Source organism: Nisaea acidiphila, from assembly GCF_024662015.1.
Taxonomy (GTDB): Bacteria; Pseudomonadota; Alphaproteobacteria; order Thalassobaculales; family Thalassobaculaceae; genus Nisaea; species Nisaea acidiphila.
On record NZ_CP102480.1, the window covers coordinates 1,656,540 to 1,681,235 of the forward strand.

Sequence of the window (24,696 nt, forward strand, 5' to 3'; positions counted from 1 at the left end):
GGTACTTGCCGTTCGGTAACTTCAGATACGCAACGATCGTCGCGGCGGCGTCCTTTGGCGCATTGCTGGCAATCACGACCGCCATCGTCTGGTTTGGCTATCTGTTCGCGGAAAAATCCTTCGACGCCGAGTTCGAACGGCAGGACCAGCATTACAAAAGTATCGCCGAGCTGCATTTCGCCACGGAATTGGGGGAGCTCAGGACTTTCCTGAGGGCCTTGTCCCATAATGGCGAGCTTCTCGGCGCGCTGAAAGAAGACACCCACCAGAGAGTCGAGCGGATCCTGAGCTGGGCGTATTTCGATCGCGACAATGGACAGCTCGATATTCTTTTCATCGTTCCGGAAGGATCGGACACGATCATCGACGTAAGTTCGGCCCTCCACGAAACCGGGCCTATGGTTGCCACCCTGGCGACCGAGCCGGTGCCTACCGTCCCGCAGCTGCGTTATTCCGAGACAGGCGGACAAACAGGGATTTACGCTTTACTGGACGGATTTCGGATCATCGATCCGGGAACCGGAGCGGTGATCGCGAACCTGTATGGCGGGCTCGTCCTGAACGACAACCCGTATGTTTTTCGAGGTCTTCTAGGCGATACGGAACTTCATGCCGCCGCTCTCTCGATCGATGGCGACATCGTCATCGAGGTCTCGAATGACGGTAAACGTCACTTCGAACCGGGAGGCGCGGAACCCGAACGCGGAAGGGAAATAGTTCTTCCAATATCCATTGCCGAGACGAGGCATCCGATAACGCTGAGAGCCTTGCGTGAGTCGAACCCGGTCCAGGAATTGAGAGGGACGTTTTTTCAGCTACTTCCCGTCCTTATCGGTCTGATCCTCGTCCTTTCGCTGGCGCTCAGCCTATTCATCAAACAGGTCACCAAGCGCTCGCTCTCCCAACTGACCGACTATGCCGACGCGATCGGTGCCGCCTTGGAGGGCAAGAGCAATATTCCGCAATTCAAACCAGGCCGAATACGCGATTTCAATTCGCTGGGAGAGGCCATAGAACGCGTTTTCGACGCCTTTCGGGCGAGCGAGCACAGAGCGACGGAAGTGATCGACAGGGCCCCGTCGGCAATCATCGCCAAGGATCTGGACGGACGATATCTCATCGCGAACAAAGAGTTCCTGTCCATGTTCAGCCTGGAAAGAGACCAGGTGATCGGCGCGAAGGACGGTGATCTGTTCGATCCGGCGTTCGTCACAGAGATTCAGGCGTTCGAGGCGTCCTTCGGAAAGGGCCGCACCGGCCGGTCCCGCGAGGTCCTGGTCCCGACGCCGTACGGGGAACGCGCCTGTCTGGCCGCCATGTTTCCGCTCAGGAGCGAGGCCGGCGAGACGTACGCGCACTGCACCATCCTCGCCGATATCACCGACCGCAAGAAGGCGGAGATCGCCCTGCGCCATGCGAAAGAGGAGGCGGAGTTCGCCAACTCGGCGAAAACCAGCTTCCTGGCAGGGGTCAGTCACGAGTTGCGGACACCGTTGAACGCGATCATCGGGTTTTCCGAAATGATCGGCGGCGAGGTCCTCGGCAAGATCGAGAACCGGAACTATGTGGATTACGCAAAGCACATCCAGTCCAGCGGAACCCACCTGCTCAGCCTCATCGGCGACGTCCTGGACCTTTCGGTCATCGAGTCCCGCAAGGAAACCGTGCATGAAGAAGCCCTGGACATCGAGGATCTCGGCGAGTCCTGCATACGCATGATCCGCGATCAGGCGACCGATGCGGGTATCGAGTTGAGTTCCGATATCGACATGCGCGGCCGAGCCCTGAAAGCGGATGCCCGGCGCATCCGTCAGATCCTGATCAACCTGCTGACAAACGCGGTCAAGTTCACGTCTGCGGGCGGCCATGTCTCCCTGACCGGTCAGGTTCAGGACGACGGGCGCATTCGATTTATCGTGACGGATGACGGTATCGGCATGGATGAGGTGACGCTGGCCCACGCGTTCGAGCCGTTCATGCAGGGCAACTCCAGCATGGTCCGAAAAGCGGAGGGTGCAGGGCTCGGTCTCGCGCTCGTCAAACGGCTGGTGGAACTGCATGGCGCGGACCTGGAATGCAACAGCGCCCCCGGGGCAGGCACGACCATTTCCATCCTGTTTCCTGCCTCCCGCTCGGTTACGGCCCCGCCACAGGCCGCGGAAGCGGAACAGGCACCCGCAAAATGAAGAAGGCGGCTGTCCCCGAGGACGCCGCCTTCGTCCGATACCCGATAAGATATCGTGTCCGGTTCCGGTTTCGGATCAGTAGTCGAGGAAGCTCCGGAGTTTCCGCGAACGGCTCGGATGCTTCAGTTTCCGGAGCGCCTTCGCCTCGATCTGGCGGATGCGCTCGCGGGTGACACTGAACTGCTGACCGACCTCTTCCAGAGTGTGGTCGGTGTTCATGCCGATGCCGAAACGCATGCGCAGCACGCGTTCCTCGCGCGGGGTCAGGCTGGCGAGCACGCGGGTCGTGGTCTCGCGCAGGTTCGCCTGGATCGCCGCGTCGAGCGGCTGCACCGCGTTCTTGTCCTCGATGAAGTCGCCGAGATGGCTGTCTTCCTCGTCGCCGATCGGCGTTTCGAGGCTGATCGGCTCCTTGGCGATCTTCAGGACCTTGCGGACCTTCTCCAGCGGCATGACCAGCTTCTCGGCGAGCTCTTCCGGGGTCGGCTCTCGGCCAATCTCGTGCAGCATCTGGCGCGAGGTGCGGACCAGCTTGTTGATCGTCTCGATCATGTGCACCGGGATGCGGATGGTCCGGGCCTGGTCGGCGATCGAACGAGTGATCGCCTGCCGGATCCACCAGGTGGCATAGGTCGAGAACTTGTAACCGCGGCGGTATTCGAACTTATCGACCGCCTTCATCAGGCCGATATTGCCTTCCTGGATCAGGTCGAGGAACTGCAGGCCGCGGTTGGTGTATTTCTTGGCGATGGAGATCACGAGACGCAGGTTCGCCTCGACCATTTCCTTCTTCGCCCGGCTCGCCTCGCGCTCGCCCTTCTGCACCGTCTGCACGATGCGGCGGAACTCGTTGATCGGCAGACCGGCATCCTCGGAAATCGCCGCCATGCCGTCGCGCAGCTTCGCGATCTCGGCCGCGTTCTTCTCGACGAACTTGCCCCAGCCCTTGCCGGAAAGCCCGCCGACGCGATCGCTCCAGTCCGGATCGAGCTCGTTGCCGAAATGCTCTTTCAGGAAGGCGGCCCGGTCCACACCGGCCTTCTCCGCCATCTTGAGCATCCGCATATCCATGCCGGTCAGGTGCCGGTTCAGGTTGTAGAGCTGCTCGACAAGCGCTTCGATACGGCCGTTATTGAGGCGGACGCCTTCCATGAGGTCGACCAGCTCGTCCCGCAGCTTCTCGTAGCGACGCTCGCTCTGGGCGGTCAGCTCCTCGCCCTTCTGCAGGCGCTGCAGACGCTTGTCCTGGACCTTCTTCAGCTTACCGTAGGTGTCGGCGATCTGGTCGAAGGTCTCAAGCACCTGGGGCGTGAGAGCCGCTTCCATGGCGGAGAGAGACATGTTGTTCTCTTCGCCGTCATCCTCATCGTCGTCGTCGGAAGACTCGGCGGACTCGTCCGAGGATTTCTCCTCGTCGCCGTCCTCGGTCTTTTCCTCTTCGTCCTTGGTCTCGCCGGCTTCGGCGTCGCTGTCCTCGCCGTTCTCGTCATCGTCGTTGGCGCCGTCCGGCGAGCCGCCGTAGGTGGCGTCAAGGTCGATAACGTCGCGCAGCAGGACCTTCTGTTCCTTCAGCGCATCGCGCCACTGGATCAGGGCCTTGATGGTGAGCGGGCTCTCGCAGATGCCGCCGATCATCATCTCGCGGCCGGCCTCGATACGCTTGGCGATGGCGATTTCGCCCTCGCGGGAAAGCAGCTCGACGCTGCCCATCTCGCGGAGATACATCCGGACCGGGTCGTCGGTGCGGCCGACATCGTCGTCCGCGACATTGCCGGTCGGGCTCTTTTCGTCCTCGTCCTTGGACTCGGTGCCGCTGTCTTCCTGCTCTTCGTTCTCGACGACGTTGACGCCCATCTCGCTCAGTGCGGACATCACATCCTCGATCTGCTCGGAGGACATCTCCTCCTGGGGCAGTGCCGCGTTCACCTCGTCATAGGTGAGGTAGCCGCGCTCCTTGCCCTTCTTGATCAAGTTCTTGACGGTCTGATTGACATTGTCGATCAGCGGACCGTCGGAGTTTTCCTCGCGGTCCCGGTTCTCGTCTTCGTTCGCCAGCGACTGTTTCGCCATTCGCTCGTCGACCTCTCCAATGTGGCCTCCGCTCCCACCCCGGAGCGGCATGCCGTTATATCACGTCCGACCGAGGTCGGTTTCCTCAAGCGCCGCGCTGGAATTCAGAGACGCCAGCGCCGATCTCAATGACGCCAGCCGGTTCCAACTCGCTTCGCTAAATTCCTCCGCCACCGCCCGTTCGGCATCGGCCAACTGTGCCTCAAGTTGAGACTTTCCGATACGAGCCAGCAGTTCCGTCAGTCCCGCGCGCGCCTTGGAAAGCGGCGCTTCCCGCCGCGCAAAGGCCGCGTGACCTAATGTTTCCCCACTAAGAAGCCCATTGCAGGCATCCGACAACCCCAACCGCGTCAAATGGGCGATTAACCCGTCCGAGTCAAGGCCTGGATCGGCGAGCGCAATCTCTATGATTTGCTGCCGGAGCTTGTCAAGGAAGGGATCGTCGAAGGCCAGCACGCCGATCGTCTCCCCGAGCTCGTCGATCAGGGCCGGATGGTTAAGCAGCGCAGACAGCACGATCTGCTGCTGACGGCGCGCCATGACCGACGGCACGTTGGTCCGGTGCCCCTGCGAGATCTGCGCGCCCTGATAGGCATCGGCGAACCCGCCGCGCCGGGGGCCGCGCCCCGGGCCGCCGCTCTGCCTGCCCGCCCGCCGCATCTCCCGGATCCGGTTCTCGATATGGTCGGAGTAGCTTTCCTGAACGGTGCGCTCTGCAATCTCGCGCACCCGGGCCCGCATCCGGCGCTGGAAATCCGCGACCCGTTCCGGTGTGGTCACCGGCTGGGCCGCGAGTTCCTGACGCCAGATGAAATCGGAGAGCGGCACGGCCCCATCCAGCAACTCCCGCATTGCCTTGGTGCCGTGATTCTTGATCACGTCGTCCGGATCCTCTCCCTGCGGCAGGGTGACGAAACGCAGAGAATGGCCCGGCTTCAGCATCGGCAGCACCCGGTCGGCAGCGCGGCCCGCCGCGCGCATGCCGGCGGTATCGCCGTCGAAGCAGACGACGGGTTCGGAGGCGAGCTTCCAGAGCTCGGCGATCTGGTCTTCGGTCAGCGCGGTGCCGAGCGGCGCCACGGCTTGCGGAAACCCGCCCTGCGAAAGCGCGATCACGTCCATATAGCCTTCGGCGACGATGATCTCGTCGGCCTTTCGGGCGGCTTCGCGGGCCTGCGCGAGACCGTAGAGCACACGCCCCTTATGGAAGACCGGGGTGTCGGGCGAATTCAGGTATTTCGGCTGCCCGTCCCCGAGGATGCGCCCACCGAAGGCGATCACCCTGCCGCGCCGGTCGGTGATCGGGAACATGATCCGGCCGCGGAAGTAATCGTAAACCGCTCCGTCGTCCTCGCGCTTGCGCAGCAGCCCCGCTTCCAGCAGCAGCGCCTCGTTCACGCCTTCCGCTTTCATCGACTGGGCGAAGAGCGTCCGCCCGTCCGGCGCCCAGCCGAGACGGAAACGCGCGATGGTCTCCTTGGTAAGTCCGCGCGAGCGCAGATAATCCAGCGCCTCGGCGCCTCCGGGCCCGACCAGCTTCTGCTCGAACCACTTGCAGGCATGTTCCAGCACGTCGTGCAGCGTGTCCCGCCGCTTTGCCCGCTCGCGGTCCTGCGGGCTTTCCTTCGGCACCTCGAGCCCGGCGAGATCGGCGAGTTTCTCCACCGCTTCCGGAAAGGCGAGCCCTTCCGTCTCCATCACGAACTTGATGATGTCGCCATGCGCTCCGCAGGCGAAGCAGTGATAAAAGTTCTTGTCGTCGACCACGTTCATCGACGGCTTGCTGTCCGAATGGAACGGGCAGAGGCCAAGAAACTCCCGGCCGCGCCGTTGCAGCGTGACGCGTTTTCCGACGATTTCCGAAACCGGAAGCCGGGTCCTCAATTCGTCAAGGAATTGCGGCGGAAAGCTCATGGAATACGTCGGTCAATCCTTGCCCAAGGGGCAAGGATTGTGAACCCGAGGGTCTGAACGGTCAAAGGAATCCGGGAGACGATCCGGTTACGCCAGCATCTGCCGGACGAGGCCGCTCGCCTTGGAGAAATCCATGCGGCCGGCATACTGCTCTTTCAAAGCGGCCATGGTCCGGCCCATGTCCTTGAGCTCCTTGGCGCCGATTTCCTTCACGACGGATTCGACCGCGGCATTCATCTCGGCCTCGTCAAGCTGCTGCGGCATGAAACGCCGGATGACATCCATCTCGGCCTTTTCCTGCTCTGCCAGTTCCAGGCGGCCGCCCTGCTCGTACATGCGGATCGACTCGTTCCGCTGTTTGAGCATGGTCTGCAGCATTCCGAGGATCTCGTCCTCGCCGATCCCTTCCGTCTTGCCATTGCCGCGCGCGGCAATGTCACGGTCTTTCAGGGCCGCCAGAATCAGACGGATCGTGCTGACGGCACATTGATCCTTCTCTTTCAGAGCCTCTTTCAAGGCATCGTTGAACGCGGCACGCATCATTTGAATCTTACCCCTAGCCATTTCGCGGCGGGTTTCTCGTCAGACCTGCTCGCGAATTCGGCTACACCATCTCCATCGCGGCATAAAACGCAAGGCTCAATTATTAACACATTGAAATTGCTTAATTATATCAAAAATAACGCCCTTGACCTCGCGTCCGGCATTCTTTATCAAGTCGCCTTCGAAGCGTCCGGCCCGACCCGAAGACAAAGAATCTGTCTGCCAAGCGGATATCCATGCGATCCTCCGCGGTTCACGTGTGCCGGAACCGCAGCGATTTGCCGAGGATGACAGCGATGGCGCAGCCTTCGAACGCCGACCAAGCCAAACCCGACTTCTCCTCCGTGACAGTTCCGGACGGCGCCACCGCCGTTCTGATGCTGTCGGACGGGACCCTTTTCTGGGGCCGAGGATTGGGAGCGGCGACGATGCGCGTCGGCGAGGTCTGCTTCAATACCTCGCTCACCGGTTACCAGGAAATCATGACCGACCCGTCCTATGCCGGTCAGATCATCACCTTCACTTTCCCCCATATCGGCAATGTCGGCGCCAATTCAATGGATGTGGAGACAACCACGCCGGCAGCTCTCGGCCTGGTGCTGCGCGCCGACATGACGGAGCCTTCGAACTACCGCGCCGAACGGCATTTCGACGACTGGCTGAAGAGCTTCGACCTCCCGGGCATCAGCGGTGTCGACACGCGCCGACTGACCCGGCGGATCCGCGACGGCGGCGCCCCGACCGGCTGTCTCGCCCATGTGCCCGACGGCACGTTCGATCTCGACGCGCTCTGGCGAAAGACGCAAGACTGGCCCGGCCTCGAGGGCATGGATCTCGCGATCCAGGTCTCCTGCCGGCAGACCTACAGCTGGCGCGAGGGCACCTGGGAATTCGCCCGGACCGGCGTCGACGGCGAGGACGGTTTCGAGGCCGAGCCGGCGATCAAGCGCCATGTCGTGGCGATGGATTTCGGCGCCAAGCGGAACATCCTGCGCAACCTCGCCTCGCTCGGCTGCAAGGTGACGGTGGTTCCGGCCGACACCAAGGCGGCGGACGTGCTGGCGCACGAGCCGGACGGGATCTTTCTTGCCAACGGGCCGGGCGACCCGGCCGCGACGGGCGAGTACGCTGTGCCGGAGATCAAGACGCTGGTCGAGAGCGGCAAGCCGGTCTTCGGCATCTGCCTCGGCCACCAGATGCTCGCCCTCTCGCTCGGCGCCAAGACCGAGAAGATGCATCAGGGCCACCGCGGCGCGAACCATCCGGTGAAGGACCTGACCACCGGCAAGGTCGAGATCACCTCGCAGAACCACGGTTTCATGATCAGCGAGGGCAGCCTGCCGGAGGGCGTCGAGATCACCCATCGCTCGCTCTTCGACGGCTCCATCGAGGGCATCCGCCTCTCCGGCCGCCCGGTCTTCTCCGTCCAGTACCACCCCGAAGCCTCGCCGGGGCCGAAGGACAGCCACTATCTCTTCCAACGCTTCGTCGATTTCATCGACGACAAGAACTGAGCGGTCCGATGCCCAAACGTACAGATATCAAATCGATCCTGATCATCGGCGCCGGCCCGATCGTCATCGGCCAGGCCTGCGAGTTCGACTATTCCGGCGCGCAGGCCTGCAAGGCCCTTAAGGAAGAAGGCTACCGGGTCATCCTGGTGAACTCGAACCCGGCGACGATCATGACCGACCCGGGCCTCGCGGACGCCACCTATGTGGAGCCTATCACCCCGGAAATGGTCGCCCGCGTGATCGAGAAGGAAAAGCCGGACGCCCTCCTGCCCACCATGGGCGGGCAGACCGCGCTCAACACCGCGATCGCCCTCTCCAAGGACGGCACCCTGGATAAGTACGGCGTAGAGCTGATTGGCGCCAAGCTCGAAGCCATCGAGAAGGCCGAGGACCGGCTGCTGTTCCGCGACGCGATGGACAAGATCGGCCTCAACTCGCCCCGCTCCAGCCTCGTCCACTCGGTCGAGGAGGCGATGGACGCACTGAAGCATGTCGGCCTGCCGGCCATCATGCGACCGTCCTTCACTCTCGGCGGAGAGGGCGGCGGCGTCGCCTACAATGTCGAGGAATACGAACAGATCATCCGCAACGGCCTGCGCGCCTCGCCGGTCAATTCCGTGCTGGTCGAGGAAAGCGTTCTCGGCTGGAAGGAGTACGAGATGGAGGTCGTCCGCGACAAGGCGGACAACTGCATCATCATCTGCTCGATCGAGAACGTGGACCCGATGGGCGTGCATACCGGCGACAGCATCACCGTCGCCCCGGCCCTGACGCTGACCGACAAGGAATATCAGCGGATGCGCGATGCCTCGATCGCCGTGCTGCGCGAGATCGGGGTTGAGACCGGCGGCTCCAACGTGCAGTTCGCGGTCAATCCGGAAAACGGCCGGCTCATCGTCATCGAGATGAACCCGCGCGTCTCCCGTTCCTCCGCGCTCGCCTCCAAGGCGACCGGATTCCCGATCGCCAAGATCGCGGCCAAGCTCGCGGTCGGCTACCTGCTCGACGAGCTGAAGAACGACATCACCGGCGGCCTGACCCCGGCGAGCTTCGAGCCGACCATCGATTACGTGGTCACGAAGATCCCGCGCTTCACCTTCGAGAAGTTCCCGAACACCACGCCGCTGCTCAGCACGGCGATGAAATCGGTCGGCGAAGCGATGTCGATCGGCCGGAGCTTCCCGGAGAGCCTGCAGAAGGCCCTGCGCTCCATGGAGACCGGCCTCACCGGTCTCAACGAGGTCGAGATTCCCGGCATCAACGGCGAGGATGTCGACAAGGAACGGGTGCTGGCGGCCCTCAGCGAGCAGGCGCCGGACCGGCTGCTGCGTATCGCGCAGGCCTTCCGCCTCGGTCTCTCGCTCGAGGAGATCCGCAACGCGAGCCATTTCGACCCATGGTTCCTGCGCCATATCCAGGAAATCGTCGCGGCCGAGGCAGATGTGCGCGAGACCGGCCTGCCCGCCGCAGCGAAGGATTTCGCGCGGCTGAAGAAGATGGGCTTCTCCGATACCCGCCTCGGCGAACTGACCGGCAAGGAAGAAGGAGACGTCACCGCGGCCCGGCACGCGCTGGACATCCGTCCGGTCTACAAGCGCATCGATACCTGCGCTGCAGAGTTCCCCTCGGACACGCCTTACATGTACTCCTGCTACGAGAGTGACGGCTACGAGGCGCCGGAATGCGAATCCGAGCCGACCGATGCCGAGAAGGTCATTATCCTCGGTGGCGGCCCGAACCGGATCGGCCAGGGCATCGAGTTCGACTATTGCTGCGTCCACGCCGCCTACGCCCTCTCCGAGGCCGGCTACGAGACCATCATGGTCAATTGCAACCCGGAGACGGTCTCGACCGACTACGACACCTCCGACCGGCTCTATTTCGAGCCGCTGACCGCCGAGGACGTGATCGAACTGGTCCGCAAGGAACAAACCAACGGCAAAGTGAAGGGTGTCATTGTCCAACTTGGCGGGCAGACGCCGCTGAAGCTTTCCCATGCGCTCGAGGCCGCGGACATCCCGATTCTCGGCACCTCGCCGGACGCGATCGACCTTGCCGAGGACCGCAAGCGCTTCCAGGCGCTGCTGAACGATCTCGGCCTGCGCCAACCGGCGAACGGCACCGCCTTCTCGCTTGAGGACGCGGAGAAGGTGGCGCACGAGATCGGCTACCCGGTCGTCATCCGCCCGTCCTACGTGCTCGGCGGCCGCGCGATGGAAATCGTGCACGAACAGGCGCAGCTGAAGCGCTATATGGAGCAGGCGGTCAAGGTCTCGGGCAAGAACCCGGTGCTGATCGACAGCTTCCTGCGGAGCGCCGTCGAGGTCGACGTGGATTGCCTCTCCGACGGCAGCGAGGTCTATATCGCGGGCATCATGGAGCATATCGAGGAAGCCGGGATCCATTCCGGGGACAGCGCCTGCTCCCTTCCGCCGCAAAGCCTGCCCGAAACCGTTATCCAGGAGATCCGCCGCCAGGCCACCCTGCTGGCGGAAGGACTGAAGGTGGTCGGACTGATGAACACCCAGTTCGCGGTCAAGGACGGCGCCGTCTTCATCCTCGAGGTGAATCCGCGTGCCAGCCGGACCGTTCCCTTCGTCGCCAAGGCAACCGGCGTGCCGATCGCCAAGATCGCCAGCCGGGTCATGGCGGGCGAGAAGCTGGCCGATTTCAACCTGCCGAACGAGATGCCGAAACATGTCGCGGTGAAGGAAGCCGTCTTCCCGTTCAACCGCTTCCCCGGCGTCGACATCATTCTCGGCCCGGAAATGAAATCGACCGGCGAAGTGATGGGGATCGACACCGATTTCGGCCGCGCCTTCGCCAAGAGCCAGATGGCGGCGAGCACGCATCTTCCGACAGCAGGCACTGTCTTCGTCTCGGTGCGCGACGAGGACAAGGACCAGGTCGTCGAGGTCTGCAAGGAACTCGCCGATATGGGTTATCTGCTGCTCGCGACCGAAGGCACGGCGAACACGCTCAAGGCCGCCGGCCTCAGGGTCGACCGCACCAAGAAGGTGCTCGAAGGCCGGCCGCACATCGTCGACAACATGCTCTCCGGGCATGTCGATCTGGTGTTCAATACGACCGGGGGAGCGCAGGCCATCGCGGACAGTTTCAGCTTGCGTCAGACTGCGCTGACCCACAATATTCCCTATTACACGACGGTCGAAGGGGCCAAAGCGGCGGTTCATGCCATGAAAGCGCTGCGTGCCGGCCGCCTTGAAGTCGCACCGTTGCAATCCTATCTCAGCGGATCGTTCTGACGACCGGCGGTAGGACCGGGCGCCACCGGCGACTCTTCTTCGGAAGGGCGGTAGCGCATTATTGAGCGAATTGAGTGAATAACCGAGGTCGGTTAAATGGAAAAAGTTCCGATGACCGCGCAGGGGCTGGAAAAGCTCCAGGCTGAGCTGAAGCAGCTCAAGTCGGTGGAACGGCCGGAAATCATCAAGGCCATCTCCGAAGCGCGTGAACATGGCGATCTGTCAGAGAACGCCGAATATCATTCCGCGCGCGAGCGCCAGAGCTTCATCGAAGGGCGGATTCTCGAACTTGAGGATGTCACCAGCCGCGCGGAGGTGATCGACACCTCCAAGCTGGGCGGCGACACCGTCACCTTCGGCACCGTGATCGAGGTCGCCGACGAGGATACGGACGAAGAACAGACCTTCACCATCGTCGGCCCCTACGAGGCCGATATCTCGAAAGGCTATATTTCGACTTCCTCCCCAATCGCACGCGCGATGATCGGCAAGAAAGTCGGCGAAAGCGTCGAAGTCACGACCCCGCGCGGCTCGAAGAGCTACGAGATCCTCAGCATCGCGATCATGTAGCCCGGCCTCGGATCTTAAACGCTTGGCGGGGGAACCGGTTCGGTTCCCCCGCTTTGTTTTGCACTGGCACTTGCATCTCCCGCAGCCTGATTCATACTACGTCACGCATCGAATTATGAATGAAGGCTCTGTGATGTCCGACGCCTATCTCTCCGGGATGTTCCTCGCCTATCTGGCCTCACTGCTCGGCATGCTGAGTCCCGGGCCAAACATCCTGGCCGTGATCGGCACCTCGATGTCGACGAGCCGCGCTGCCGGAAAGGCGCTGGCGCTCGGCATAGCGGCCGGGTCGCTCGCCTGGGGACTGCTGACGCTCCTGGGACTGACGGCATTGATCGCGCTTTATGCCTCGGCGCTGACAGCGATCAAGATCGCCGGAGCGCTTTACCTGCTCGTACTCGCCTTCAAGTCGTTCCGGTCCGCTCTGTCGGTGACGGCGGCGCCTGCTGCCTCCCTTGGCGAGTCGGCCGGTCGATGGGGATACTTCCGCCGCGGCCTGCTGATCCAGCTCACCAATCCCAAAGCGGCTCTCACCTGGATCGCCATCATGTCCCTCGCGATGGGCCCCGGTACGCCGCTCTGGGTCGGCGCCGTCGTCGTCCTGGCCGCGTTCGCCAATTCGGCGATCGGCCATCTCGCCTATGCCATCGCATTCTCGACGGAGCCCGCGGTCAGAATTTACCGCCGCATGCGGCGCTGGATCGACGGTGCACTCGGCTGCTTCTTCTGCTTTGCCAGCTACAAGATACTGACCAGCAAGAGCTGATCGCCGCGCTCCCGCTTGACAGGGCAACGCTCCCTCGTCTATTTCAAGGCCCAGCGCCGATTTGATCTCAGATTGCGGGCGCTTAACAAATGCGGCTAAAGAGGGATTTCGATCCGTCCGGCGCCGCCGCGACGGATTTTTTGCTTTTTGGCCTGGTCCGGCCCTTCGGACCCGCGGGATTTGAGGGCAGCTTGCATCCGCGTCACCAAGTGCTAAAGCGCCACGGGGAAACGCTCCCGTGGGCCCGACCGAGACCTGGGAGTTAGACCATGACCGACAAAACCAATCCCGCCTTCACGGAAGCCGCAGACTGGGACCTTGAAACCCGCCTGGTGCGCGGCGGAACCCAGCGTTCCGAATTCGGTGAAACCGCCGAGGCCCTGTTCCTTACCTCCGGCTATGTCTACGAGAGCGCCGATTCCGCCGAAGCCCGCTTCAACGGCGAGGAAGACGGCTACATGTATTCCCGCTACGGCAACCCGACGGTCCAGATGTTCGAGGATCGGATGGCGCTGCTGGAGGATGCGGAGACCTGTTTCGCGACGGCCAGCGGCATGGCGGCGGTCTGGGCGGCGCTGATCTGCCAGCTGAAAACCGGAGATCATGTGGTCGCGGCACGCGCCCTCTTCGGCTCCTGTCATCACATCCTGACCAAGATCTTCCCCAAGTTCGGCATCGAGGCGACGTTGATCGACGGCACCGACATCGGGCAATGGAGCGCGGCGATCAAGCCGAACACCAAGGTCTTCTTCTTCGAGACCCCATCCAATCCGACGCTGGAAATCATCGACATTCCGGCCGTGGTGGAGATCGCCCACAAAGCGGGCGCGCGCGTCGTGATCGACAATGTATTCTCGACCCCAATCCTTCAGCAGCCGATCCGGCTCGGCGCCGACGTCTCGGTCTATTCCGGCACCAAGCATATCGACGGCCAGGGCCGCACCCTCGGTGGGGCGGTGCTCTGCTCCAACGAATTCCGGAAAGACTATCTCGAACCCTTCATGCGCCACACCGGCGGCTGCCTCAGCCCGTTCAATGCCTGGGTCCTGCTGAAAGGGCTGGAGACCCTCGATCTCCGGGTCCAGCGCCAGTGCGAGAACGCGCGGAAGATCGCCGAGTTTCTGGAAGCTCACGATAAGATCGAGAAGGTGATCTATCCGGGGCTCCCCTCTCATCCGCAGCACGCGATCGCGGCGAGGCAGATGAGCAATTTCGGCACGCTCGTCTCGTTTGACGTCAAAGGCGGCAAGGAAGCCGCCTTCACGCTGCTGAACAATCTCGAGATCGTCGACATCTCCAACAATCTCGGCGACACCAAGAGCCTGATCACCCATCCCTACACCACGACCCACCGGGCGATGGAAGAAGCCGACCGGGCCGCGCTCGGGATCGGTCAGGGGCTGGTCCGGATCTCGGCAGGCATCGAAAGCGCATCGGATCTGATCGGCGACCTCGACCGGGCACTCGGCAGCATTTAGCTTCGCCGAAACTGCGTACACCTTAAAATGTGGACTCCGGAAGTCATTCGACTAATATTTGCATTAAATACGATTGAAGTGCGGCTAGGCAGGAGGGCAGATGGCCCGTCCGGAGCAATACGACTTCAATAGGTCCACATTTCTCTATTCGGAGCGGATATCTCTGGAGGACTTGCCGGAGGATTCGCGCGTGCGGGACACCCACAAGTTCTGGAGGGATCTGTCCCCGGCGCCGACCCTGCCGGCACGGTCCGACTTCGGTCCGGCCGATATCCCCCGGGACATCCTGCCTTGGATCTTCCTGATGGAGGTTCTGCGCGAAGCCGACGGGAAATTCGATTTCCGCTACAAGCTCGCCGGTACGAGCAACGTCTCTCTGGTCCAGCGCGACCCGACCGGCAAGCGCGCGTCGGAGATCTTCCGGAACGGCGACCGCAATTTCATGCTGGAAAGCTTCGACATTACCGTGTTACTCGCCGAGCCCACATTCTGGGATGCCGCCGTTCCGCATGACCGCATCGAACAGATCGAAATCTGGCGCGGTCTTTTCCCCCTTGCCGAGGATCGAAAGACCGTCGATACACTTCTCGGGATCGCCGTTCCGAAAAACTACCGGCCCGGATAATGACCGCAGAATCTCCGGACGTATTCGTCCGGCCCGTCTCCGAAGACGATGCCGCTGAAATCGTACTTCTTCTCAACAGGATCATAGACGCCAAGACCTATACGGCGATGAACGAGCTTATGAGCGTCGCGGATCAGCGGCACTTCATCCGGACATTGCCGGAACGCGCCGTGTATCTCGCCGCGCTGGACGGGCAGTCCGGAAAATTGCTCGGCGTGCAGGATTGTCTGCCGGACAAAGAGAACGGCGCACATTGCGATATCAGCACCTTCGTCTCTCTCGACGTGTTCCGCAAAGGCGTCGGCAGTGCGCTGTTCGAGCGTATGATCGCCTACACATCGCAATTCGGCTATCGGCAGATCCGGGCGGTCATCCGCAGCACGAACATGCAGGCACTCGCGTTCTATCGCGCGGCGGGATTCCGGCTCGGCAGGCCGAGCAACGGCAAGACAGAGGCCGTCTATCTCCTGACAGACTAACGCCCGGCGGCCGCAAACAGCCGCCGAACGCCATCTGCCGCCAGCTCGGCATCCCGCAACGGGTCGTATGCGAACGGCGCGGCCTCTCCGGAAAACGGCCGAGTGAGTCCGCGCGCAGGGAGAGTCCGCTGGAAGATCCCGATCCTGCCAGAGGGGCGAAGGAGATCCGCGACATAGACTCCTTTACCGGTCGAACAGGCTTCCGAGGTCATATTCACCGAATCCGAAGTGACGACGATCGTGTCGGCGGCCCCCAGAAAGCCCAAATAGGGGTTCTCCCCCTCGCCGTTCCAGAGCAGAGCCGACTCTGAGTCATCGGCGAGTTCCCGAAGAGCCCGGACGAGGTGGTCCGGCGTGCGCCTGGACGTCGTCATCATCAGGCCGCCCCCGCTGTCCATCAATCTCTTGAGATTCTCCGCAAAACGATCCGCGAGCGCAGGATCCACTCGGCTGCGCCGTGTCGGGCCGCCGACCGAGACGAGGACCCGCGGTGTGGGCAGCTTTCCGATCAGATCCTCGAAGCGCTTCGCCTCATTCTTGAGATCCAGCGCGAATATCCCGTTCAGGGAACCGGTGGTCAGAACCACATTTGCCCCGCGCACCGGATCATGCTCGGGCACCACCAACGCGTCGAACAGCGCTGGGTCGAGGCGGGGGTCCTGGATCTGGACCGCGAAACTCCGGCCGCGCGAGCGCGCCTTGATCGAAAGCACCGCCCCGGCATTGCGTCGCCCGCAGCCGATCACCAGATCCGGCCAGGGCGGCGCGAGCGTGTCGCCGCCGGCCGATGACGGAACCGCGCGGCAGCACCCGAGCGACGGAAAGGCCCGGAGCCAGGGAGCGGGACGGATCCGTTTCACCACCGGATCGAGTCCCAGTGCGCGTGCAAGCGCGAGGGACTGAACCTCCATCCCCCGGGTCCCGTCACTGACGATCCAGGCCGTTGCCCCCGCCGGAAGGCTCATAGGCCGCTCCATACATTAGATTTGCGCACGATAATGACAAAGAGATGTAATAATCTTGCGCGAGCCATGCAATCTGATCTATCCTGCACTGCAATATCCGGCAAGGGAATTTCCCGATCCGCCGGGCCTGAAATTCCGACCCCAGGGAGTCTTCCAACATGCGGCGCGTGAAGCTCGACCGTATCGACCGGCGCATTCTACGAGACTTGCAGGACAACGGGCGCATGACCAACGTGGATCTTGCGAACCGGGCCGGCATATCGGCGCCGCCCTGTCTGCGCCGGGTCCGCGCTCTCGAGGAGGCAGGTTTTATCCGGGGCTACCACGCCGACGTGAATCCAGAGGCGCTGGGCTACAAGGTCACGATCTTCGCCTTCGTCGGCCTCACGAGCCAGGCGGAAGACGATCTGGTCGCCTTCGAGGAAATGGTCGAGGATTGGCCCGAGGTGCGGGAGTGCCACATGCTGTCCGGCGAGACCGATTTCCTGCTGAAGGTCGTCGCCAAGGATTGGGACGCGTTCCAGAAATTCCTGACCACCCGGCTCACGCCGGCGCCGAACGTCTCGCATGTGAAGACCGCCCTCGCCTTCCGGACCCGCAAGCAGGTTCCGGGTGTGCCGGTCGAGATCGATGTCGAGGACGACGAGGACGAGGGCGAAGAGGGCTGATCCGCAAACGCCCTGACGGGCGGACCGGACATCATCCGGGGAGCCGATAATCATGCGCGTATTGCTGCAGCGAGTGAGCGAAGCCGCTGTCCGGGTCGACGGAGAAATCGTCGGCGAGATCGGGCACGGTCTGCTCGCGCTGGTCTGCGCGGTCGACGGAGACGGAGAAGCCGAGGCGGAAAAGCTCGCGGCGAAAACGGCAAAGCTCAGGATCTTCGAGGACGAGGCGGGAAAGATGAACCGCTCGGTCGCGGATGTCGGCGGCGGCGTGCTCGTGGTCTCTCAATTCACGCTGGCGGCGGATACCCGAAAAGGCAACCGGCCGAGTTTCATCGCCGCTGCCGCGCCCGAAATCGCCAACCCGCTGGTCGAGCATTTCGGCCGGACACTCGAAGCAGTCGGCCTGCCGGTCGCAAAGGGACGGTTCGCGGCGGATATGAAAGTCTCCCTGATCAATGACGGTCCGATCACGATCTGGCTGGACAGCGCGGCATGATGGGCGCGCGGACCCTGGGCATCGCCTTCGCCGCCGTCCTCGCTCTGACCGCTTGCAGCAGCGAGCCGCCACCGAGCGGAAAGTTCCCGCCCAATCCGGAACGCAAGGCCGGAGCCGCCCAATCCCTGATCGACACGGATCCGAGCGGCAAACGCTGCGTCGTCTCTGGCGGCACAGCCGCACCGCTGAGCTTGACCACACCGCGTCTCGTCGCCCTTTCGCGTTTCGGCACCGATCCGGTCGTTGACTGCTTCGCCGATGGTTATTTCCGGGTACGCAAGGCAGTCCCCGCGATCGCCGAACCGCTCTACTCTCTGCGCATCGCGATACCGGGAGCGGTCGATCCGGCCTTCGGCCCGGACCAGAAACCCGATCAGGGCACCCGCGGAAAACTGTTTCCGCAATGGGTCCGCATCCGTTTGCAGGAGAACGTATTCGCGACCGAGGCAGAGCGCGACCGCTACTATGCGGCGGAGGCAGTGCGCATCCAGCAGGCCTGGGGAGAGGTCGAACGCATCCTCGGGCGGGAATGCCGGAACCAGACCAAGACCGAGGCAAAAGGTCTCATCCTGCTTACCCCGGAATGCCGCAAAGCCCGCAGAATACTTGGAGAAAGGCGGGATTCGGATCTCGCCGCATCCGAGATCAACCGGCGACAATCCACCATCCGATAAGCCCGGCACTTGCCATGGTTGCCGACGCGCGGCACTCTCGCCGACGTCTGCGCATGCATTAATCAGATCGCGCAACGCACGGGAGAAGCACGAATGAAAATCGGCATCGCTAAAGAAAGGCGGCCATACGAGGCGCGGGTTGCCGCATCTCCGGACACGGTCAAGAAGTTCGTCTCCATGGGGTTCGACGTCGCGATCGAGAGCGGGGCGGGCATGACGGCAGCCGTGACGGACGCCGCCTATGAAGCCGCCGGCGCAAAGATCGTGAAGACCGCGAAGGACGCGCTGGGCAGTGCCGACATCGTGCTCAAGGTACGCAAGCCCATCGGCCCCGGCGCCGAGGTCGAGAAGGAGGCCGACGAGGTCGCCCTGATGAAAAGCGGCGCGACGCTGGTCTCCCTCATGGAGCCTTACAAGGACCGCGCGCTGATCGATGCGCTGGCAGCCAAGAAAATTACAACCTTTGCGCTTGAGCTCGTGCCGCGGATCACCCGTGCGCAGTCCATGGATGTCCTATCCAGCCAGGCCAACCTCGCCGGCTACAAGTCCGTTCTGGATGCCTGCAACGAGTTCGGCCGCGCCTTTCCGATGATGATGACCGCAGCCGGCACCGTGCCGCCGGCCCGGGTCCTCGTGATGGGCGCCGGTGTCGCCGGTCTGCAGGCCATCGCGACCGCCAAACGTCTCGGCGCCGTCGTCTCGGCAACCGACGTGCGCCCGGCCGCGAAGGAACAGGTCGAGAGCCTCGGTGGCAGCTTCGTCGCGGTCGAGGACGAGGAGTTCAAGGAAGCCGAGACCGCCGGCGGCTACGCCAAGGAGATGAGCGACGCCTACAAGAAGAAGCAGGCCGATCTGATCGCCGAGACCATCAAGAAGCAGGACATCATCATCTGTACCGCACTGATTCCGGGCCGTCCGGCGCCGGTTCTGGTGACCGAGGAGATGGTGAAGACCATGAAGCCGGGTTCGGTGATCGTCGATCTCGCGGTCGAACAGGGCGGCAACTGCCCGCTCTCGGAATTCGGCAAGGTGGTGCGCAAGCACGATGTCTCCATCGTCGGCCACGCCAACGTACCGAGCCGGATCGCTGTCGATGCCAGCGCACTCTATGCGAAGAACGTGCTCAATTTCCTCACTCCGCTCTACGACGCGGAGGCCGAGAGCATGAAAATCGATCTTGAGGACGAGATCGTGAAAGGATCTCTGATCACCAGGGACGGCAAGGTCGTACACCCGTCCGTCCTGGCGGTGGAAGCCGGAACGTCGACGGCGAAACCGAAAGCGGCCGCCAAGCCGCGCGCGCCGCGCAAGACCGCCGCGAAGCCGAAGACGGCGGCAAAGCCTGCCACCGAAGCGCCGGCCGAAAAAACCGACAAAGAGGGGGATGCCTGATCCATGGATGCGATCCAGATTGAACAGAAGGCGAAGGCGCTCGCCGAGCAGGCTGCCAGCCTCGCCGGAGAGATCACGCAGTTCGCCGCCGAGGCGGGCAGCGTCGCAAGCGATGCCGCGGCCGCGAGCCATTCGGGCCCCTACAGCTTCATCTCGCTCTTCACTGTCTTCATCCTGGCCTGTTTTGTCGGCTATTACGTGGTCTGGAAGGTCACGCCGGCACTGCACTCGCCGCTGATGGGCGTGACCAACGCCATCTCGTCCGTGATCATCGTCGGCGCCCTGATCGCTGCCGGTCCGGCGGAGATGAACTTCTCGCAGATCATGGGCTTCTGCGCCGTGGTGCTGGCCTCCGTGAATATCTTCGGCGGCTTCATCGTCACGCAGCGCATGCTGTCCATGTTCAAGAAAAAGCGCTGAGCCGGGGAGCATAAGACATGACCGAGAATCTCTCCGCAGTCCTCTACCTGATCTCCAGCGTCTGCTTCATCATGGCGTTGAAGGGGCTGAGTTCCCCTGAAAGCGCCCGCCAGGGCAACATGTTCGGCATTGCCGGCATGGCGATCGCCATTTTGACGACGCTCGCCCTGCCGGAAGTGATGAGCTACGGCACCATCCTCGCCGGCATCGTCATCGGCGGCGCGATCGGTACCTTCATCGCCCGCAAGATCGAGATGACGGCGCTGCCGCAGCTCGTCGCGGCCTTCCACAGCCTGGTCGGTCTTGCCGCCTGTTTCGTCGCCGCGGCGGCGTTCTTCCGGCCGGAAGCCTACGGCATCGGTACGCCGGGCAATATCGCCGTCGGCTCGCTGGTGGAAATGGCCCTCGGCCTCGCCATCGGCGCGGTGACCTTCACCGGCTCGATCATCGCCTTCGGCAAGCTGCAGGGCATCCTCTCCGGCGCGCCGGTCACCTTCTCCGGCCAGCACCCGCTGAACGCGGCTCTCGGCCTGCTGCTGGTGGCCTTCGTCGTCTGGCTTTGCATCAGCCAGGACGCGGCGGCGTTCTGGGCGATCTTCCTGCTCGCGCTCGCGCTCGGCATCCTGATCATCATCCCGATCGGCGGCGCGGACATGCCGGTCGTCATCTCGATGCTCAACTCCTATTCCGGCTGGGCCGCCTGCGGCATCGGCTTCACCCTCGGCAACTCGCTGCTGATCATCACCGGGGCGCTCGTGGGCTCCTCCGGCGCGATCCTCAGCTACATCATGTGCAAGGGGATGAACCGGTCCTTCTTCAGCGTCATTCTCGGCGGCTTCGGCGCCGACGGAGACGCGGCCGCCGCCATGGGCGGGCCGGGCGGCGACCGTTCGGTGAAGTCCGGCAGTGCCGACGACGCGGCCTTCATCATGGAGAACGCCTCCTCCGTCATCATCGTGCCCGGTTACGGCATGGCGGTGGCGCAGGCGCAGCACGCGCTGCGCGAGATGGCCGATCTGCTGAAAGCGAAGGGCGTGACCGTCCGCTACGCCATCCACCCCGTCGCGGGGCGGATGCCGGGGCACATGAACGTGCTGCTGGCGGAAGCCAACGTGCCTTACGACGACGTGCTAGAACTGGAAGAGATCAACCGCGATTTCGCCCAGACCGACGTCGCCTTCGTCATCGGGGCGAACGACGTCACCAACCCGGCGGCGAAGACCGACCCGGCGAGCCCGATCTACGGCATGCCGATCCTCGACGTGGAGAATGCCAAGACCGTGCTCTTCGTCAAACGCGGCATGTCGTCAGGCTATGCCGGCGTCGAGAACGAGCTCTTCTTCCGGGACAACACGATGATGCTGTTCTCGGACGCGAAGAAGATGTGCGAGGAAATCGTGCAGGCGCTCGACTAGAGAGCAATGCAACTAGGCTTCCGGAAAAAGGCGCTTCGGCGCCTTTTTCTTTTTTCGGCTGCCGGCATGAACCGTCTGGCGACGCTCGTCGCACTCTGCTAGGCAGGACATTCAAGAATTGGGGACCGGAATGATAACCAGAGTTTTCTTTGGCGGGCTGCTCCTGCTGCTCGCCGGTTGTGTCACCACGCCTGAAAAACCCGAACCGCCAGTTCAGCTCGCTGACGGGATGGGCGGCTTTGCGATGGATCTCACCATCGAGCCGGCAGCGATCAAGAACCTATACTTCTATTCGATCGCGCAGTACGACCCGGATACCCGAAAACTCGTCAAGCTGGGCGACAAGCCCGTTGCGGGATCGAAGGTCCGGCACAATTATCACATCCGGAAAGGCGGAGACTTCCTGTGGCTGACGCAGCTTCCCCCCGGGCACTACGCGATCACTGAGATGGAAGCAAAGCTCTCGCCGGGCCCGTCCGAAAGCGAAGTCGTCTATGTCGGCGACCCGATCGGGTTCGCAATCGGCGGCCTGCTCTTCCTCGCCATCGCGGAAGGCACCACCGACATTCTCCCCTTCGTGGATGACGATGACGTCCTCCTGCCGGACGCCCCTACTTTCGAAATCCAGGCGGGCCGGATGACATATGCCGGTCATCTGACCGTCGTGACGGATCCCAAGGTTTCGCGATTTCCGGAATACGATAGAGACGGGCACTGGGACGGCGAGTCCATGATCACCAAGACCGTCCATCGTTACATGGCGGATTACCGCTACGACGAGAAGGATCTGACCCCGAATATCGAGAGGCTCAATCTCTCGCGCTACCCGCTGCTTCCACAGCCCCTTTCGGTTTTCGAGGACCGCCGCTTCGTCCTCGAGGATTATGACGATGCGGAAACCGTCCGGCGATCCATTCCGCGCAGCGAACACGACACGTCCGACAAGGCTGCTGCCGCAGCCGCCAGCTGATCATCAGGGTTGCCCCAAATGAACCGAATAATTGCCGCGCTTTGCTGCCTCCTCCTGTCCGCATGCCAAACTACGAACAGAACCTACGAATCCCGGACCCTGACGCAAGGAAACGGGGCCGCTGTCATCATCCTTTGCGCGGATCGGACCGTGGCAGATCACGGTTTTTCGGTCACGCTGAGCGAACTCGATCCTACGACGCGGCTGCAGCGGGAGCCGGCGGAGGAACTGAAGAAACATCTTTCGCAAAGTGTCAGCCTGTTCGACCGCTATCTGTTACGCGATCACCCGGCGCGGAGCGACTGGCGCTGCCGGCAATGGGTTCCTGAACTCGCGCCCGGGACGTATGCAGTTACCAGCCTCAACGAACGCCTGCTGATCGGTAATCCGCGCCCCGGAGTCAGCCCTCTGGTCAGCCTGATCACAACGGTCGGCATGGCCGCTATTTCCCAGGCACAGAAGGATCAGATCGCCTTTGCCGACGAAGACGGCAAGATCCAGCCCTCCGCGCCTGAATTTACGATTTCATCGGGCGAGGTCGTCTATCTCGGCACCATCGCTTTCGAGGCCGATTTGCGTCAGCGGCAGAAGCCTGTCCGTGACAATGCCGGCTATTGGGACGGGCAGCAGACCGAGTCTGTCATCGACCGGCGGTTTTACGTCACTTATGCACCGCCAGGCGCCGAGATGGCCGAGGTAAATTCCCATATAACCGAAGCGCTCAAGGCGAATACGAGCCGCTCTCTGGCAGCCCTCGAAGGCCGCCAGCTGCTTCTCGAAGACTTTCCCGAGATCAAGCCGGAAGACCGCATGTAGCGGTCTTCCGCTCTGCCGGGCCCGGACTCAGGAACCCGGGAAAAGCCAGCGCCAGAGCGTCGAGATCATCCGCCCGAGCCGCTGCCAGCGTCCGACCTCGCCGCTCAAGATGAACTCACCGCGCCGCCGCACCGGCGGCGCCTCGTTCTCGCGCTCCTCAGACAAGGGCCTTTGCCGCGGCCGCGATGGCGGCTTCGGTCCTTTCGAGATCCGCTTCGGTCAGAGCAAGCGAGATGTAGAACTTGCTGTCGGGCTTCAGGATCCCGTGCTTGCGCAGGACAGCATTGAAAGTTTTCGCCTGTTCGGCGTTGCCGTCCGTGGTGTCGCGATAGTTCTTCACGTCGCGGCCGGTGAAGACCACGTCGAACAGCACCGGATCGCCCACCACGCGGTGCGCGATTGCTGCAGCGCCGAGTTCGCGGGAGATTGCGTCCATCACGCGCTGGCCGCTGGCCCGCAGCGTCTCGTAAGCGCCCGGACGCTTCAACACCTCCATGGTTTTCAACCCGGCGACGCTCGCCACCGGATTTCCGCTGAGCGTGCCGATCTGGAAGGTGAAGCCGTCGCCCGCCTTGGCCTTGTCGAAATGCGCCATGATCTCCTCGCGCCCGGCGATCGCGGCGAGCGGGAAGCCGCCGCCGATCACCTTGCCGAGCGTACAGAGATCGGGCGTCACGCCGTATTTCTCCTGCCCGCCGCCATAGGCGAGCCGGAAACCGGTCACCACCTCGTCGAAGATCAGCACGATGCCGCGTTTCGCCGTCTCCTCCCGCAGCATAGCGAGGAAGCCCGGCTCCGGCGGGATCAGGCGCTGCAGCGGCTCGACGATCACGCCGGCGATCTCGTCTCCGTGCTCGTCCAGCAAGCCGCGCACGAAATCCGGATCGTTGAACGGCGCGATCAGCATCGCCTCGCGCACCGCTTCCGGAATGCCGGCACTGTCCGGAACCGCCTGCGGAAAGTTCACCCGCTTCGACGGCGCGAGGCTCATCAGCGCCTCGCCGGACATGCCGTGATAGCCGCCCTCGAATTTCAGGATCTTCTCGCGGCCGGTATGGGCGCGGGCGAGCCGCATCGCATACATATCCGCCTCGCTGCCGGTAGAGACGAAGCGCACCTGCCCGGCGCAGGCCATGGCAACGGCGATCTCCTCGGCGAGCTCGATGCCGTGGGCATTGTTGGCGAAGAAGGTGAAGCCTTGCGCCACCTGCTCCTGCACCGCCGCCAGCACTTCGGGGTGGCCGTGGCCGAGCATCATCGGGCCGGAGCCGATCAGGTAGTCGACATATTCGTTGCCGTCGGCGTCCCAGACCCGTGCGCCCTCGCCGCGCGCGATGACGACGCTCGGATCGAAATTGCCGAACCCGGCCGCCGGCAGCACCTTCGCCGCCCGGTCGCGCCAGTCCTGAAGGCTCGGAGTACCGCCCATCGAAATGCTCCCGTGCAAGATCAAGGGAGCATTCAGGCAC

General features: G+C 62.9%; 22 protein-coding genes. 16 read left to right on the forward strand and 6 right to left on the reverse strand.

What is annotated here, in order from left to right; genetic code table 11:
* Positions 1-5: 5 nt before the first annotated feature.
* Positions 6-2,186, forward strand: coding sequence for a PAS domain-containing sensor histidine kinase (locus NUH88_RS07620; RefSeq protein ID WP_257771120.1), 2,181 nt, complete (start codon positions 6-8; stop codon positions 2,184-2,186).
* Positions 2,187-2,261: 75 nt separating this feature from the next.
* Here the strand turns inward: NUH88_RS07620 and rpoD are convergent, their stop codons facing one another.
* The 3 genes from rpoD to NUH88_RS07635 all read right to left on the reverse strand — a co-directional run bounded on the left by rpoD (position 2,262) and on the right by NUH88_RS07635 (position 6,713).
* Positions 2,262-4,256, reverse strand: a complete 1,995-nt coding sequence (rpoD, locus tag NUH88_RS07625; protein ID WP_257771122.1) for an RNA polymerase sigma factor RpoD — start codon at positions 4,254-4,256, stop codon at positions 2,262-2,264.
* Positions 4,257-4,316: 60 nt separating this feature from the next.
* The gene (gene dnaG, locus NUH88_RS07630) at positions 4,317-6,170 is read right to left on the reverse strand and encodes a DNA primase (protein ID WP_257771123.1); all 1,854 of its coding nucleotides are present in this window, start codon (positions 6,168-6,170) and stop codon (positions 4,317-4,319) included.
* Positions 6,171-6,257: 87 nt separating this feature from the next.
* On the reverse strand, positions 6,258-6,713 hold the full coding sequence (locus NUH88_RS07635; protein ID WP_257771124.1) for a GatB/YqeY domain-containing protein: 456 nt from the start codon (positions 6,711-6,713) through the stop codon (positions 6,258-6,260).
* Between the two features lie 296 nt (positions 6,714-7,009).
* Here NUH88_RS07635 and carA point away from each other — a divergent pair, with 296 nt between their 5' ends.
* The 7 genes from carA (at position 7,010) to NUH88_RS07670 (ending at position 15,411) form a co-directional block, all read left to right on the forward strand.
* Positions 7,010-8,227 carry a glutamine-hydrolyzing carbamoyl-phosphate synthase small subunit gene (carA, locus tag NUH88_RS07640; RefSeq protein WP_372743550.1) on the forward strand — a complete coding sequence of 406 codons (1,218 nt, stop codon included), beginning with the start codon at positions 7,010-7,012 and terminating at the stop codon, positions 8,225-8,227.
* Between the two features lie 8 nt (positions 8,228-8,235).
* Complete coding sequence (carB, locus tag NUH88_RS07645) at positions 8,236-11,493, forward strand: carbamoyl-phosphate synthase large subunit (protein WP_257771126.1); 3,258 nt, start codon at positions 8,236-8,238, stop codon at positions 11,491-11,493.
* Between the two features lie 96 nt (positions 11,494-11,589).
* Positions 11,590-12,063 carry a transcription elongation factor GreA gene (gene greA, locus NUH88_RS07650; RefSeq protein ID WP_257771128.1) on the forward strand — a complete coding sequence of 158 codons (474 nt, stop codon included), beginning with the start codon at positions 11,590-11,592 and terminating at the stop codon, positions 12,061-12,063.
* A 115-nt stretch (positions 12,064-12,178) separates the two neighbouring features.
* Positions 12,179-12,829, forward strand: coding sequence for a LysE family translocator (locus NUH88_RS07655; RefSeq protein ID WP_257771129.1), 651 nt, complete (start codon positions 12,179-12,181; stop codon positions 12,827-12,829).
* Between the two features lie 269 nt (positions 12,830-13,098).
* On the forward strand, positions 13,099-14,307 hold the full coding sequence (metZ, locus tag NUH88_RS07660) for an O-succinylhomoserine sulfhydrylase (protein ID WP_257771131.1): 1,209 nt from the start codon (positions 13,099-13,101) through the stop codon (positions 14,305-14,307).
* 100 nt (positions 14,308-14,407) lie between these two features.
* Positions 14,408-14,932 (forward strand): PAS domain-containing protein, encoded by a 525-nt coding sequence (locus tag NUH88_RS07665; protein ID WP_257771132.1) that lies wholly within the window; start codon positions 14,408-14,410, stop codon positions 14,930-14,932.
* On the forward strand, positions 14,932-15,411 hold the full coding sequence (locus NUH88_RS07670; RefSeq protein ID WP_257771133.1) for a GNAT family N-acetyltransferase: 480 nt from the start codon (positions 14,932-14,934) through the stop codon (positions 15,409-15,411). Before NUH88_RS07665 ends, NUH88_RS07670 begins: the two co-directional genes overlap by 1 nt.
* Here NUH88_RS07670 and NUH88_RS07675 read toward each other — a convergent pair.
* Entirely contained in the window at positions 15,408-16,376 is a 969-nt protein-coding gene (locus NUH88_RS07675; protein ID WP_257771135.1) for a mitochondrial fission ELM1 family protein, read from the reverse strand. The two genes, NUH88_RS07670 and NUH88_RS07675, sit on opposite strands and share 4 nt — an antisense overlap.
* A 158-nt stretch (positions 16,377-16,534) precedes the next feature.
* On the opposite strand from NUH88_RS07675, the gene NUH88_RS07680 reads away from it, so the two are divergent.
* The 8 genes from NUH88_RS07680 (at position 16,535) to NUH88_RS07715 (ending at position 23,227) form a co-directional block, all read left to right on the forward strand.
* A complete protein-coding gene (locus NUH88_RS07680) occupies positions 16,535-17,044 on the forward strand; it encodes an Lrp/AsnC family transcriptional regulator (RefSeq protein ID WP_257771137.1) in 510 nt (169 codons plus the stop codon).
* Positions 17,045-17,096: 52 nt separating this feature from the next.
* Positions 17,097-17,540, forward strand: a complete 444-nt coding sequence (dtd, locus tag NUH88_RS07685) for a D-aminoacyl-tRNA deacylase (RefSeq protein ID WP_257771139.1) — start codon at positions 17,097-17,099, stop codon at positions 17,538-17,540.
* A complete protein-coding gene (locus NUH88_RS07690) occupies positions 17,537-18,214 on the forward strand; it encodes a hypothetical protein (protein WP_257771141.1) in 678 nt (225 codons plus the stop codon). The genes dtd and NUH88_RS07690 overlap by 4 nt, the downstream gene beginning before the upstream one ends.
* Before the next feature lie 93 nt (positions 18,215-18,307).
* Positions 18,308-19,606 carry a Re/Si-specific NAD(P)(+) transhydrogenase subunit alpha gene (locus NUH88_RS07695; protein WP_257771143.1) on the forward strand — a complete coding sequence of 433 codons (1,299 nt, stop codon included), beginning with the start codon at positions 18,308-18,310 and terminating at the stop codon, positions 19,604-19,606.
* A 3-nt stretch (positions 19,607-19,609) separates the two neighbouring features.
* A complete protein-coding gene (locus NUH88_RS07700; RefSeq protein ID WP_257771145.1) occupies positions 19,610-20,026 on the forward strand; it encodes an NAD(P) transhydrogenase subunit alpha part 2 in 417 nt (138 codons plus the stop codon).
* A gap of 17 nt (positions 20,027-20,043) precedes the next feature.
* Positions 20,044-21,441, forward strand: a complete 1,398-nt coding sequence (locus tag NUH88_RS07705) for an NAD(P)(+) transhydrogenase (Re/Si-specific) subunit beta (RefSeq protein WP_257771147.1) — start codon at positions 20,044-20,046, stop codon at positions 21,439-21,441.
* Between the two features lie 130 nt (positions 21,442-21,571).
* Positions 21,572-22,411 (forward strand): hypothetical protein, encoded by an 840-nt coding sequence (locus NUH88_RS07710; protein ID WP_257771149.1) that lies wholly within the window; start codon positions 21,572-21,574, stop codon positions 22,409-22,411.
* A gap of 150 nt (positions 22,412-22,561) precedes the next feature.
* Positions 22,562-23,227 (forward strand): hypothetical protein, encoded by a 666-nt coding sequence (locus NUH88_RS07715; protein WP_257771151.1) that lies wholly within the window; start codon positions 22,562-22,564, stop codon positions 23,225-23,227.
* A 27-nt stretch (positions 23,228-23,254) separates the two neighbouring features.
* On the opposite strand, the gene NUH88_RS07720 is transcribed toward NUH88_RS07715, so the two are convergent.
* On the reverse strand, positions 23,255-23,392 hold the full coding sequence (locus tag NUH88_RS07720; RefSeq protein ID WP_257771153.1) for a hypothetical protein: 138 nt from the start codon (positions 23,390-23,392) through the stop codon (positions 23,255-23,257).
* The gene (locus NUH88_RS07725; protein ID WP_257771154.1) at positions 23,385-24,656 is read right to left on the reverse strand and encodes an aspartate aminotransferase family protein; all 1,272 of its coding nucleotides are present in this window, start codon (positions 24,654-24,656) and stop codon (positions 23,385-23,387) included. Before NUH88_RS07725 ends, NUH88_RS07720 begins: the two co-directional genes overlap by 8 nt.
* Positions 24,657-24,696 lie beyond the last annotated feature (40 nt).